Origin of the sequence: Microbacterium istanbulense (genome assembly GCF_037204145.1) — a bacterium.
Taxonomy (GTDB): Bacteria; Actinomycetota; Actinomycetes; order Actinomycetales; family Microbacteriaceae; genus Microbacterium; species Microbacterium istanbulense.
The window spans coordinates 38,674-50,603 of record NZ_JBBDGN010000015.1 but is presented as its reverse complement, the minus strand read 5'-3'; the positions used below and the strand labels follow the sequence as shown (position 1 = coordinate 50,603).

14 protein-coding genes are annotated in these 11,930 nt (G+C 70.0%); all 14 read right to left on the bottom strand.

What is annotated here, in order from left to right:
• Positions 1-9: 9 nt before the first annotated feature.
• The 14 genes from lgt to WDU93_RS13350 are packed head-to-tail and all read right to left on the bottom strand — an operon-like array spanning position 10 to position 11,927.
• Positions 10-1,011 (bottom strand): prolipoprotein diacylglyceryl transferase, encoded by a 1,002-nt coding sequence (lgt, locus tag WDU93_RS13415; protein ID WP_337321483.1) that lies wholly within the window; start codon positions 1,009-1,011, stop codon positions 10-12.
• 10 nt (positions 1,012-1,021) lie between these two features.
• Entirely contained in the window at positions 1,022-1,828 is an 807-nt protein-coding gene (gene trpA / locus WDU93_RS13410) for a tryptophan synthase subunit alpha (protein WP_337321481.1), read from the bottom strand.
• Positions 1,825-3,036: a tryptophan synthase subunit beta gene (gene trpB / locus WDU93_RS13405; protein WP_337321479.1), complete on the bottom strand. Its 1,212-nt coding sequence runs from the start codon at positions 3,034-3,036 to the stop codon at positions 1,825-1,827. Before trpB ends, trpA begins: the two co-directional genes overlap by 4 nt.
• Positions 3,033-3,809 carry an indole-3-glycerol phosphate synthase TrpC gene (gene trpC, locus WDU93_RS13400; protein WP_337321477.1) on the bottom strand — a complete coding sequence of 259 codons (777 nt, stop codon included), beginning with the start codon at positions 3,807-3,809 and terminating at the stop codon, positions 3,033-3,035. Before trpC ends, trpB begins: the two co-directional genes overlap by 4 nt.
• On the bottom strand, positions 3,809-4,039 hold the full coding sequence (locus tag WDU93_RS13395) for a DUF6704 family protein (protein ID WP_337321475.1): 231 nt from the start codon (positions 4,037-4,039) through the stop codon (positions 3,809-3,811). Before WDU93_RS13395 ends, trpC begins: the two co-directional genes overlap by 1 nt.
• A 44-nt stretch (positions 4,040-4,083) precedes the next feature.
• Positions 4,084-4,668: a Trp biosynthesis-associated membrane protein gene (locus WDU93_RS13390; RefSeq protein ID WP_337321473.1), complete on the bottom strand. Its 585-nt coding sequence runs from the start codon at positions 4,666-4,668 to the stop codon at positions 4,084-4,086.
• Positions 4,665-5,024 (bottom strand): phosphoribosyl-AMP cyclohydrolase, encoded by a 360-nt coding sequence (gene hisI / locus WDU93_RS13385; protein WP_337321471.1) that lies wholly within the window; start codon positions 5,022-5,024, stop codon positions 4,665-4,667. The genes WDU93_RS13390 and hisI overlap by 4 nt, the downstream gene beginning before the upstream one ends.
• Positions 5,021-5,782: an imidazole glycerol phosphate synthase subunit HisF gene (gene hisF / locus WDU93_RS13380; protein WP_337321469.1), complete on the bottom strand. Its 762-nt coding sequence runs from the start codon at positions 5,780-5,782 to the stop codon at positions 5,021-5,023. The genes hisI and hisF overlap by 4 nt, the downstream gene beginning before the upstream one ends.
• Positions 5,782-6,624 carry an ATP phosphoribosyltransferase gene (gene hisG, locus WDU93_RS13375; protein ID WP_337321467.1) on the bottom strand — a complete coding sequence of 281 codons (843 nt, stop codon included), beginning with the start codon at positions 6,622-6,624 and terminating at the stop codon, positions 5,782-5,784. Before hisG ends, hisF begins: the two co-directional genes overlap by 1 nt.
• Positions 6,625-6,661: 37 nt before the next feature.
• Positions 6,662-6,925, bottom strand: a complete 264-nt coding sequence (locus tag WDU93_RS13370; RefSeq protein ID WP_337321466.1) for a phosphoribosyl-ATP diphosphatase — start codon at positions 6,923-6,925, stop codon at positions 6,662-6,664.
• On the bottom strand, positions 6,922-7,602 hold the full coding sequence (gene rpe / locus WDU93_RS13365; protein WP_337321463.1) for a ribulose-phosphate 3-epimerase: 681 nt from the start codon (positions 7,600-7,602) through the stop codon (positions 6,922-6,924). The genes WDU93_RS13370 and rpe overlap by 4 nt, the downstream gene beginning before the upstream one ends.
• Complete coding sequence (locus WDU93_RS13360; protein WP_337321461.1) at positions 7,599-9,035, bottom strand: RsmB/NOP family class I SAM-dependent RNA methyltransferase; 1,437 nt, start codon at positions 9,033-9,035, stop codon at positions 7,599-7,601. Before WDU93_RS13360 ends, rpe begins: the two co-directional genes overlap by 4 nt.
• The gene (fmt, locus tag WDU93_RS13355; RefSeq protein WP_337321458.1) at positions 9,032-9,955 is read right to left on the bottom strand and encodes a methionyl-tRNA formyltransferase; all 924 of its coding nucleotides are present in this window, start codon (positions 9,953-9,955) and stop codon (positions 9,032-9,034) included. The genes WDU93_RS13360 and fmt overlap by 4 nt, the downstream gene beginning before the upstream one ends.
• Positions 9,956-9,989: 34 nt before the next feature.
• Entirely contained in the window at positions 9,990-11,927 is a 1,938-nt protein-coding gene (locus WDU93_RS13350; RefSeq protein ID WP_337321456.1) for a primosomal protein N' family DNA-binding protein, read from the bottom strand.
• Positions 11,928-11,930 lie beyond the last annotated feature (3 nt).

The following is an 11,930-nucleotide window of genomic DNA, read 5'->3' as shown; positions in this document are numbered from 1 at the left end:
GGGCCGGTGTCAGCTGGAGGGAGCGTCGCTTGTGGCGAGGACTCCTGCTTCGTTCTCGTCCGTCTGAGGCTCGCTCACGTCGACGTACTCGCTGGGTTTGTTCTGCGATTGTACATCGACCGAGTCGGGGGTGCGCCCGGGCATGTACGGGGAGGGCTCGGCGCCGGGGTGGCGGCGCGTCTGCACGATGATGATGACGATGCCGATGACGACACCGATGATGGCGGCCCAGACGTTGCTGCGAAGGCCGAGGATGATCTCGCTCGGGTCGATGCGGATCGACTCCCAGAGGATGCGACCGGCGCTGTACCAGATGAGGTAGACCGCGAAGAGCTTGCCCCACTGCAGCTGCAGGCGTCGCCCGAGCCACAGAAGCACCAGCACGCCGAGGCCGTTCCAGATGACCTCGTAGAGGAAGGTGGGGTGGAAGAGGGTGCCTTCAGCCAGGCCGGGAGGGAAGGCGGCGTTCGTCGACTCGATCTCCAGCCCCCACGGCAGGTCGGTGGGCAGGCCGAAGAGCTCGTGGTTGAACCAGTTGCCGAACCGGCCCATCGCCTGTGCGAGCAGCAGGCCGGGGGCCAGCGCATCGGCGAAGGTCCAGAACCGGATGCCGGTCCAGCGGCATCCGAGCCAGGCGCCGATCGCGCCGCCGATGAGCGCACCGTAGATCGCGATGCCACCCTCCCAGATCGCCCAGACCGAACCGGGCTGGAAGGGGTTCCAGGTGTTCTTGTCCGGACCGAAGTAGAAGTCGGGGTGGGTGAGCACGTGGAAGATGCGCGCACCGATGATCGCCAGCGGCACGGCGAGGATCGCGATGTCGATCACGACCCACTTCTCCGCTCCGCGCTTGGTGAGGCGGTAATTCGTCATCAGCGTGGCTGCGATGATCCCGGCGATGATGCACAGCGCGTAGAAGTGGATGGTCAGGCCGCCGATCTGGAACGAGCTGACGGGCGGGCTCGGGATGCTGGTGAGCACACCGGCGGTGCTGTGAAGCGCGAGGGACATGAGAGTGAGTCTAGTTTCCTGTGTCGAATCGCGCCGACGGGGTGCCGTCGGCAAGGGCTCGGGTCGTGGTCGCGAGGGCGTCGAGGCCGCCGTCGCGCAGCGCGCGCACAAGCGCGGTGCCGACGATCGCGCCGTCGGCGTACTCGACGACCCCGGCCACCTGGGCAGGCGTCGAGATGCCGATGCCCACACAGGCGCGCACCTCGGGGTCGCGTGCGCGCAGGCGCTCGACGAGCGTGCGGGCCGCACGGTCGAGCGCGGCGCGCTCCCCCGTGATGCCCATGGTCGAGACGGTGTAGACGAATCCGGTGGACGAGGCGATCACGAGATCCAGTCGCTCGTCGGTCGACGTCGGCGCGGCGAGGAAGATGCGGTCAAGGCCGGTGCGCTCACTCGCGGCGATCCAGTCCCCTGCCGCCTCAGGCGTGATGTCGGGAGTGATCAGGCCTGCTCCGCCGGCGGCGAGCAGGTCGTCTGCGTAGCGGTCCACGCCGTACTGCACGACGGGGTTCCAGTAGGTCATCACGACGACGGGCACGTCGGTCTCGGCGGTGATGGCTGCCACGGCCGTGAAGAGGTCACGCATCTTGAAACCGTTCGCCAGCGCGTGCTGGGTGGCCTCCTGGATGATGGCACCGTCCATCACGGGGTCGCTGTACGGCGGGCCCAGTTCGATGATGTCGACGCCGTTCCGCGCGAGCGTGAGCGCCGCGTCGATGCTGGTCTGCAGGTCGGGGTAGCCGACCGGCAGGTAGCCGACGAAGGCACCGCGGCCCTCGGCCTGCGCCTGGCGGATCGCGTTCTCGACGCGGCTCATGCGTTCTCGTCCTCAGCGTCGTACAGGTCGAAGTAGCGGGCGGCGGTATCCATGTCCTTGTCGCCGCGGCCGGACAGGCAGACCGCGATGATGCCGTCGGGCCCGAGCTCGCGGCCGATGCGCAGGGCACCGGCGAGGGCATGGGCGGACTCGATAGCGGGGATGATTCCCTCGGTCCGGCTCAGCAGGCGGAGAGCCTGCATGGCCTCGTCATCGGTCGCGGGAATGTAGTCCGCCCGACCGATGTCGGCCAGCCACGAGTGCTCTGGCCCGACGCCGGGGTAGTCCAGCCCTGCCGAGATCGAATGCGACTCGATCGTCTGGCCGTCTTCGTCCTGCAGCACGTAGGTGCGCGCGCCGTGCAGCACACCGGGGCGGCCGCGTTCGATCGACGCCGCGTGCTTCGGAGTGTCCACCCCGTCGCCGGCGGCTTCGACACCGTAGAGCCGCACATCGGCGTCATCCAGGAACGCGTCGAACATGCCGATCGCGTTCGACCCGCCGCCTACGCACGCCACGACGGCATCCGGAAGTCGGCCTGCCTCGACGAGCAGCTGCTCGCGGGCCTCCTCGCCGATGATCTTCTGGAAGTCGCGCACCATCGCCGGGAAGGGATGCGGGCCTGCCGCCGTGCCGAAGATGTAGTTGGTGCTCTCGACGGTCGCGACCCAGTCGCGGTAGGCGTCATTGATCGCGTCCTTGAGAGTGCGCGATCCCGTCGTCACGGGAACGACCTCCGCGCCCAGCAGCCGCATGCGGGCGACGTTGAGCGCCTGGCGTTCGGTGTCGACCTCACCCATGTAGATGGTGCAGTCCAGGCCGAACAGGGCCGCTGCCGTCGCGGTGGCGACACCGTGCTGGCCGGCGCCGGTCTCAGCGATCACGCGTGTCTTGCCCAGCCGCTTGGTGAGCAGAGCCTGGCCGAGCACGTTGTTGATCTTGTGCGAGCCGGTGTGGTTGAGATCCTCGCGCTTGAGGAACACCCGAGCGCCGCCAGCGTGCTCGGCGAAGCGCGGCACCTCGGTGATCGGCGAGGGACGACCGGCGTAGGAGTGCAGCAGACCGGCCAGCTCTGCGCGAAACGCCGGGTCGGCGATGGCCTCTTCGTAGGCCTGGGTCAGTTCGTCGATCGCGGCGATGAGGGATTCGGGCATGTACCGCCCGCCGAACTCACCGAAGAACGGGCCGTGCTGGTCGCGCAGGCTCATCCGACCTCCAGGAAACGAGAGAGGGTTGCGACGGGATCTCCGGTCACGAGCGCCTCACCGATGAGCACGACGTCGGCACCTGCCTGGCGGTAGTGCGCAACGTCGTCGGGGGTGAGCACGGCAGACTCGGCGATTTTGATCGCGGAATCAGGAATGCGATCGACCAGGCGTCCGAACAGGTCGCGGTCGAGCTCGAGCGTCTTCAGATCGCGGGCGTTCACGCCGATCAGGGTGGCACCCAGGTCGACCGCGATCTCGAGCTCCTCGGCGGAGTGGGTCTCGACCAGCGGCGTCATGCCCAGCTGGAGGATCAGCGCGTACAGCTCGGTGAGCTGTACGCGGGTGAGCCCGGCGACGATGAGCAGTACGAGGTCGGCGCCCGCGGCTCGCGCCTCGAACACCTGGTACGGCGTGGCGATGAAGTCCTTGCGCAACACCGGGATTCCGACGCGTGCGGTGACCGCCTCGAGATCGGCGAGGCTGCCGCCGAAGCGGCGTTCCTCGGTCAGCACGCTGATCGCCGACGCACCGCCCTGCTCATAGAGGGCAGCCTGGTGGGCGGGATCGGGGATCTCGGCGAGGGCACCACGAGACGGGCTGGCCCGCTTGACCTCGGCGATGATCTTGACCCGCGCGGCCGGAGCGAGCGCGGCCAGCGCGTCGAGTGCGGCCGGGCGCGCGAGCGCGGCACGCTCGACATCGATCAACGGCCGGGTCACGGCCCGACGCTCTGCGTCCTCCACAGCGCCGGCCGTCAGGTCGGCGAGGACCATCAGTGTGCCTTCGGCGAGTACTTCGGGCCGTTCACGCCGTAACCGGCCTTCGCGAGGATCCACCCGACGATGGGGCCGATCACGATGAGGACGGCAGAGGCCCACACGAACGCGGGCTGGTTCATGCAGAACGCGAGGGTGCCGGCGGCGAAGCCGACCAGCATGATCACAACGGCCGTCCAGGCAGCAGGCGAGTGTCCGTGTCCGGGGTCGGCGATCGGGTTGGTCATGTTCTCCTCCGGGGAAGGTCGGCGATGAGGTCAGTCTATCGGGGTCAGCTCGTCGGATCGGTTCCGTGCGACAGCTCGTCCCACGAATCGACCGGATCCAGGGGGCCGTCATTGCGGTTGTGCGCGTCTGCGTCGGCCTGGTAGCGGCGACCCCCGCGCTTCCAACCGCGAGCGGTGACGAGCGTGAAGACGGCAGCGGCGAACAGCAGTGCCCAGCCCACCAGGGCAATCGACGGCCACGCGGTGGGGGCGATGACAGCGATGATGTCGCGCATCGCCTCATCGCCGGCGAGACCGGTCGCCTCGGTGACCGTGGGCGCCACGGCGGCGATGGGCGGGGCGAAGGCCAGCGGCACGGTCATCGTGATGAGGAGCACGGCACCGGCGGCGGCGAGCAACGCGAAGACGTACCTCAGCACGGGCCCGACGATCGAGAGGGCAGCGCCCAGGGCCAGCACGGCGAGTGACAGCGGGGCCAGCAGCGGCAGCGCCGAGGCGCCCGGTACCAGCAGCTCGGCCGCGCCGTCCGCGCGGGTCACCGTGAGCCATGTCTGCGTCGACGAGATGATGCCGATGGCACCGGCGAGCAGGAAGCCGAGCACCGCGATGCTTCGTGCCCGCCGCATCATGCCGATTCGTCCTCGAAGGCGAGCGTGAGGTCGCGCCCGGTGAAGCAGGTGCGGGTGCCTGTGTGGCATGCCGGGCCGTGCTGGTCGACCGACAGCAGCAGGGTGTCGCCGTCACAGTCGACCTGCAGTCCGTGCACACGCTGCGTGTTGCCGGAGGTGTCACCCTTGCGCCAATACTCCTGGCGGGAGCGGGACCAGTACACGGCACGACCACCGGTCAGCGTGCGTCGCAGCGCTTCGGCATCCATCCACGCCAGCATGAGCACCTCGGCGGTATCCCATTGCTTGACGATCACCGGCACCAGACCATCGGCGTTCCATCGGACCTTGGCGATGTCGTCGTCCACCGTGCTCATCGCACGATCACCCCATCCGCGCGCAGCGCGTCCTTCACATCGGCGACGGTGAGCGTGCCGTTATGGAACACGCTCGCGGCGAGCACAGCATCCGCCCCCGCATCGATCGCCGGAGGGAAGTCGGCTGCGGCTCCCGCTCCGCCCGAGGCGATCACGGGTACAGACGAGACCTCACGCATGAGACGCACGAGTTCGAGGTCGAAGCCGTCGCGCGTGCCGTCCGCGTCGATCGAGTTGACGAGCAACTCCCCCGCGCCGCGTTCGATGGCCTCCCGCGCCCATTCCAGGGCGTCGAGGGTGGTCTCGGTGCGGCCGCCGTGCGTGGTGACGACGAACCCGGATGCAGTGGTGTCGGCGCGTTTGACGTCGAGGGAGAGCACGAGCACCTGGGCGCCGAAGCGGTCGGCGATCTCACCGATCAGGGCGGGCCGTGCGATGGCTGCAGAATTCACGCCCACCTTGTCGGCTCCCACCGACAGCAGCCGGGCGACGTCGTCGACCCCGCGCACCCCGCCACCGACCGTCAGTGGCACGAAGACGCGCTCCGCGGTGCGCTGCACCACGTCATAGGTCGTGGCCCTGGCATCCACCGTGGCGGTGACATCGAGGAAGGTGATCTCGTCCGCGCCCTGTGCGGCATAGTGCGAGGCCAGTTCGACCGGGTCGCCCATATCGCGCAGGTTCTGGAAGTTCACACCCTTGACGACGCGGCCGTCGGCCACGTCAAGGCACGGGATCACGCGGGCGGCGAGAGTCATCAGAGCCTCGCGGCGTGGATCGCGGTGACGAGGATGGCTCTGGCGCCCAGTGCATACAGCTCATCCATGACACGGTTCATGCCGCGCCGTGGGATCATCACGCGGACGGCCACCCAGGCGGCATCCCGCAGCGGCGAGATCGTCGCGGATTCGCGGCCGGGCGAGATGGCCACCGCCTGGTCGACGAGGTCGGCCGGCAGGTCGTAGTCGAGCAGCACGTACTGGCGGGCGACCATCACGCCGCGCAGGCGCCGGAGCAGCGTCTCGGTACCGTCGGCGTCGCCGGGACGGCTGATCAGCACGGCCTCCGACTCGATGATCACCGGCCCGAAGATCTCGAGCCCGGCCTGCCGCAGCGTGGTGCCGGTCTCGACGACGTCGGCGATCACATCGGCCACGCCCAAGCGCACGGCCGACTCGACGGCGCCGTCGAGCGGCACCAGCTGTGCCTCGACGCCGTGCGCACGCAGATAGTCATCGACGAGGCCCGGGTATGCCGAGGCGACACGGATGCCGTGCAGCTCCTCGATCGACGAGTAGCGTCCGGGAGGGCCGGCGAAGCGGAAGGTGGAGCGGGCGAACCCGAGCTGCTCGATCTCGCGGGCGTCGGGCTGGCGGACGTCGCGGAGCAGGTCGCGGCCGGTGATGCCGACGTCGAGCGCGCCGGAGGCGACATACGTGGCGATGTCACGCGGGCGCAGGAAGAAGAACTCGACGTCGTTGTCGACGTCGATCAGGTGCAGCGTCTTGGAGTCGCGGCGACCGGCGTACCCGGCCTCGGCGAGCATCTCTGCGGCGGTTTCGGACAGCGAACCCTTGTTGGGAACGGCGATACGGAGCATGGGGGTCTTTCGATCGGATCGGTCGGGTGGGGACTGATCACAGATGTCGGTAGACGTCCTCGAGGGTGAGGCCCTTGGCCAGCATCATCACCTGCAGGTGATAGAGCAGCTGCGAGATCTCCTCGGCGGTCTCGTCGTTCGACTGGTACTCGGCCGCCATCCAGACCTCGGCGGCCTCTTCGACGACCTTCTTGCCGATGGCGTGCACACCACGGTCCAACTGGGCGACCGTGCCGGAACCTTCCGGACGGGACTCGGCGGTGGCGCGCAGCTGCGCGAACAGCTCGTCGAAAGTCTTCACGCTTCCAGGCTACCGGCTCGTGCGAGGGTGCGGAGTCCCGTGACTGCCGCCTCGATGTCGGAGGCGCCATACACGGCCGAACCGGCCACGAACGTATCGGCCCCCGCCTCGGCGGCCTGACCGATCGTGTCCAGTGAGATACCGCCGTCCACCTGCAGCCACACGTCGGAGCCGCGGCGACGCGCCTCATCGTGTAGCATCCGCAGCTTCGGCATGGTCTCCGGCATGAAGCCTTGACCGCCGAAACCGGGCTCCACGGTCATCACGAGGATCTGGTCGAACTCGTCGAGGATGTCGAACAGCGGCTCGGCGGCCGTGCCGGGCTTGATCGCCACTCCCGCTCGTGCGCCGATCGCGCGCAGACGCCGGGCGAGGGCCACCGGGTCGTGCGCCGCCTCGAGGTGGAAGGTGACGCTGGCCGCGCCCAGTTCGGCGTACCCCGGGGCCCATCGATCGGGGTCGGTGATCATCAGGTGCACATCCAGCGGGATGGGACTGGTCTGCTGAATGCGATCCACCATCTGCGGACCGAAGGTGAGGTTCGGCACGAAGTGGTTGTCCATCACATCGACGTGCGCGTAGTCCGCCGAGGCGATCTTCGCCAGCTCGGACTGCATGTTGGCGAAGTCGGCGGCCAGGATGCTGGGGTTGATCCGCGGAGCGGAGGGCAGAGTCATGACGATCCCTTCGGGGTGCGCTGCAACAGGGCGAGGAACATGGCATCGGTGCCATGGCGGTGCGGCCACAGCTGGACATGACCGTCATCGCCGTCGGCGAGGTCGATCGGAGACTCGGCGAGGTCGGTCACCACGGATCGGGCGTCGAGCTGCACGACATCGTCACGCGAACGCAGCGTCTCGGCGACCACGCCTGTCGTCTCGGCCAGATGCGGCGAGCAGGTCACGTAGGCGACGATCCCCCCAGGGGCGAGTGCGTCGATCGCGGCGTCGAGCAGCTCGGTCTGCAGACCCACGAGTTCGGCGACGTCGGCCGGGGACTTGCGCCAGCGGGCCTCCGGGCGTCGGCGCAGTGCCCCCAGACCTGTGCACGGCGCGTCGACGAGGATGCGGTCAAAGGTGTCCGGCATGGCGTGTGCGAGTGCTCGGCCGTCTTCGACATGCACGGGCACATCGACCGGCAGCGGCCGCAGTGCATTGCGGACGAGTCCGGCGCGCGCCGGGATGACCTCATTCGCCTCCAGCTGCGCACCGCGCGCGCGCGCGATGGCAGCCAGCAGGGCCGTCTTGCCGCCCGGGCCCGCGCACAGATCGAGCCACCGCTCCCCCTCGCGCGCCGGGGCGGCCCCGGCGAGGGCGAGAGCGACCAGCTGCGAGCCCTCATCCTGCACGCGCACCCGGCCGTCCGCTGCTGCGACGGCCTCACGCGGATCGCCGCCTTGCCACCCGAACGCGGTCGGGGCGTAGGGGCGACGCGGCTCCCCCGGCTCGGCGAGACCCGGAAGGGCGACCAGGGTGACGTCGGGTGAGACGTTGTCTGCCTCGAGCAGCGCCTCGAGCTCGTCGGCACGCCCTTCGGCGGCCAGCGATCGTCGCAGAGCACGGATGACCCACACCGGGTGTGCGGTGCGCAGCGCGAGGCGCTCATCGTCTGAGCGCGCGTGCGATTCGATGATCTCCTGCCACTGCTCGGGCGTCTCGCGGCTGATCCTCCGCATGACCGCGTTCGCAAACCCGGAGGCACCGCGCCCGGCGACGGCGCTGACGAGGTTGACCGTCTCGTTGACGGCGGCGTGGTCGGCGACGCGCGTGGCCAGCAGCTGGTGCGCACCCAGACGCAGGGCATCGAGTACGGCCGGGTCGATGTCGGCGAGAGGGCGTCCCGCCGCCTCCGCGATGATGGCGTCATAGGTGCCGCGTCGGCGCAGGGTGCCATAGGTCAGCTCGGTCGCCAACCCGGCGTCCTGCGGTGTGAGCCCGGTCTCGGCGATCAGGGTCGGCAGCAGCAGATTGGCGTAGGCGTCCGACGCGCTGACGGCACGCAGCACGTCATACGCGACCTGGCGGGCAGGTTGCACCCGCCGTTCCCGTTCAGACCTGTTCTGGCCCTGACCGGAGCGCGGACGCTGACGTCCGGAGTCGCCGCGACTCATGATCCGGCCCGCACATTCTGCTGCTCACGGAGTCCGCGCCACCAGTCGGCGGCGTTCATCGCGCCCTTGCCTGCCGGTTGCACGCGGCGCACTTCGAGGGGCGCGGTGGCTGTGCCGATCAGGAGAGCGCCCTTGATGGCGACGATCTCGCCCGGTGCGGGGCTCGCCGCGCCATCGGTCGGGCGGCCGGCGTCGAGAATCTTCAGACGCGCGCCGTCGATGCTGGTGTGCGCACCGGGCTCGGGCGTGACGCCGCGGAAGCGGGCGTAGACGCGCTCCAGCGGTTCGCTCCAGTCGAGCAGGCCGTCGTCCAGGCTGAGTTTCGCCGCGGCCGTCGGCTCGCCCGCCTGCGGGGTGGCGATGGCGGAGCCCGTCGCGATGCTGTCGACGACCTCGGCGGTGACCGCGGCGCCATCGTGGGCGAGGATGTCGAGAGCGGTGTCGGCCGTGGCGTCTGCGGGGATCTCCACTGCCTGCATGGCGAACACGTCGCCGGCATCGAGGGCGGGGACGAGCTGGAAGACGCTCACACCCAGCTCGGCGTCGCCCGCGATCAGGGCGCGCTGCACGGGAGCCGCACCACGCCAACGCGGCAGCAACGAGAAGTGCAGGTTGATCCAACCGTGCGCCGGGGCGGACAGGAGAGGCTCGCGCACGAGGCCGCCATACGCGACGATGACGCCGAGCTGGGCATCAAGCGTGGTGATCGCTGCGGTCGCTTCGTCATCGAGCCGGGCCGCCTTGATGACGGGAATGCCGAGCTCATCGGCTGCCTGCGCCACCGGCGAGGGGGTCAGCACGCGCTTGCGACCGAGGGGAGCATCGGGCCTGGTCACCACCGCGGCGATCTCGTGCGTGCGGGCGAGCGCCTGCAGTGTGGGGATGGCGACGGCGGGAGTGCCGGCGAAGACGAGTCGCATGTAAAGGTGCTCCGGTTCGGATCGAGGAGAACGGTCAGATCTCCGGTTCGAGGATATCGAGGTGTACCGAGAGTGTGCTGCGCGCTCGCCCTCGGGCCCGGCGGGCACGTGTCGCGTCGGCGATCACGGCCGCGCGCAGTGCGGATGCCACGGTGCCGCCGGCGGCGTAGGCGAAGCGGACCAGCGCCCGGACCCTGTCGTCCTCCCCCGCTACCGGCAGCGGACCGAGGACGGCATCCGTCGCCATCCCCTCCGCGCGCAGTGCATCCAGGGCCGCGCGCACGGATGCCGGCGCACCTTCCACCTGCGCGACACGCACGGTCGGCGGCATCTGCAGCGGCGCCCGCGCCTCCAGCTCGCTGCGGGCGTACGCCGGTTGCGTCCACGTGGCCAACGCCCTGGCCACCGGTCCGTCGACACCGACGAGGTGCACGGGCGCCCCCGGCGCGGCGAGTGCGGCGGCATCCGACCACCACCGCAGACAGGACTCGCCGATGCGCAGTTCCGGCGCCTGGAGCATCCTCGCCCCGTCGAGGAGGATCACAGCGCGATAGCCGCCCTCGGCGAGAGGTTCGGCGCCGCGGGTCGCGATCACCAACGCCGGCGCTGATCCGACGCTCAGCACCTGGTGCGTGCCGTCGGAGACGATGACCCGAACGCCGGGGAAGGCACGCCCCAGTTCGTCGGCGGTGCGTTCGGTGCCGGAGGCAGCCAGACGCACGTGATCACCTTCGCAATGGGGGCAACGCCAGGAATGCGCTCCGCGACCGCACCACCCGCACACCGGCAGCGCGCCGCGGCGGTGCGCGGCCAACGGTCCGCCGCAGTGCGCACAGCGCGCGGGCGCGCGGCACGTCGCGCAGACGAGGCTCGGGGCGAAGCCGGGGCGTGCGACCTGCACCAGCACCGGCCCCTCGGTGATCGCCGTGCGCGCCGACCCGAAGGCGCTGGACGGCACGCGCTGGCCGCCCTGCTCGAGCTCTTGAGGGGTGCTCAGCTGCACTCGGGGAAGCACGCGGCGCGTTGCGGTGATCGCGCGTGTCCAGCCACCGAGCACGAGGCGCTGCACGTCGCTGGTGCGGGTGTGGCCGACGAACAGCAGCGCTGACCCTTCCTGCTCTTGGCGGACCAGCGCGGCGTCACGCGCATGTACGTAGGGTGCCAGCGGCTCGGCCAGCAGCGGGTCGCCGTCGTCCCAGACCGCGACCAGCCCGGCAACCACAGGGGCGTACACCGCTGAGCGGTTGCCGACGACCACCACGGGGCGCGGCTCGAGCGTGCGCAGGAACGCGCGGTAGCGGTCGGGGTTGGATTGCCGGGCGTCCATGCGCACGACGGCATCGTCGGGCAGCAGGGCGCCCAGGGCGGTGAGGAGCTGGTCTTCGTCGCGATGGTCGGGTACCACCAGCACGCTCGACTCCCCCGCTGCGAGCGTCACGGTCGCGGCGGCGGCGAGCAGGGCCGCCCAGTTCGGCACGGCGCCGCGCAACGTGGGGATCGCCTCGACCGCCGCGCGTTCGTGGCCGACGAGTACCTCGTCGAGTCCCGTGTACTCGGCCAGCAGCGCGCGCGCCTGGGTGACCGCGGAATCGCTCGGCGCGGTGCTGTCGGTCTGCGGCTGCCAGGCCTTCTCCACCCGCACCTGGCGCTTGGGGATCGCCAGACGCAGCACATCGGAGGCCGACCCCGCCGCACGGTCGGCGACCCGGCGGGCCAGACGGTAGAGCCGATCGGGCATCACCTCGATCGGCGAGACGACGCTTTCGACCTCGGACAGGGCGCGCTCGGCGTCGTTCTCGACATCGATCTCGGCGACATAGGCATCGACGACGCGGCCGGCGGTGCGCAGCGGCACCTTGACGCGGACACCCGGGGTGACTGCACCCATCTCCTCGGGGAGCGCGTAGTCGAACAGCCGATCGAGCTGCGGCAGCGGTGAGTCGATGACCACGCGCGCGATCCGCCTGGTCATGCG

Excerpts from the sequence above, each read along its gene's own strand:
- trpB (WP_337321479.1), bottom strand. The coding sequence starts at position 3,036 with ATGAGCCTGCGCGACCAGCACGGCCCGTTCTTCGGTGAGTTCGGCGGG.
- hisI (WP_337321471.1), bottom strand. The coding sequence starts at position 5,024 with ATGAGCACGGTGGACGACGACATCGCCAAGGTCCGATGGAACGCCGAT.
- trpC (WP_337321477.1), bottom strand. The coding sequence starts at position 3,809 with ATGGTCCTCGCCGACCTGACGGCCGGCGCTGTGGAGGACGCAGAGCGT.
- rpe (WP_337321463.1), bottom strand. The coding sequence starts at position 7,602 with ATGACTCTGCCCTCCGCTCCGCGGATCAACCCCAGCATCCTGGCCGCC.
- fmt (WP_337321458.1), bottom strand. The coding sequence starts at position 9,955 with ATGCGACTCGTCTTCGCCGGCACTCCCGCCGTCGCCATCCCCACACTG.
- WDU93_RS13360 (WP_337321461.1), bottom strand. The coding sequence starts at position 9,035 with ATGAGTCGCGGCGACTCCGGACGTCAGCGTCCGCGCTCCGGTCAGGGC.
- WDU93_RS13395 (WP_337321475.1), bottom strand. The coding sequence starts at position 4,039 with ATGACCAACCCGATCGCCGACCCCGGACACGGACACTCGCCTGCTGCC.
- WDU93_RS13350 (WP_337321456.1), bottom strand. The coding sequence starts at position 11,927 with ATGACCAGGCGGATCGCGCGCGTGGTCATCGACTCACCGCTGCCGCAG.
- hisG (WP_337321467.1), bottom strand. The coding sequence starts at position 6,624 with ATGCTCCGTATCGCCGTTCCCAACAAGGGTTCGCTGTCCGAAACCGCC.
- trpA (WP_337321481.1), bottom strand. The coding sequence starts at position 1,828 with ATGAGCCGCGTCGAGAACGCGATCCGCCAGGCGCAGGCCGAGGGCCGC.
- lgt (WP_337321483.1), bottom strand. The coding sequence starts at position 1,011 with ATGTCCCTCGCGCTTCACAGCACCGCCGGTGTGCTCACCAGCATCCCG.
- WDU93_RS13390 (WP_337321473.1), bottom strand. The coding sequence starts at position 4,668 with ATGATGCGGCGGGCACGAAGCATCGCGGTGCTCGGCTTCCTGCTCGCC.
- hisF (WP_337321469.1), bottom strand. The coding sequence starts at position 5,782 with ATGACTCTCGCCGCCCGCGTGATCCCGTGCCTTGACGTGGCCGACGGC.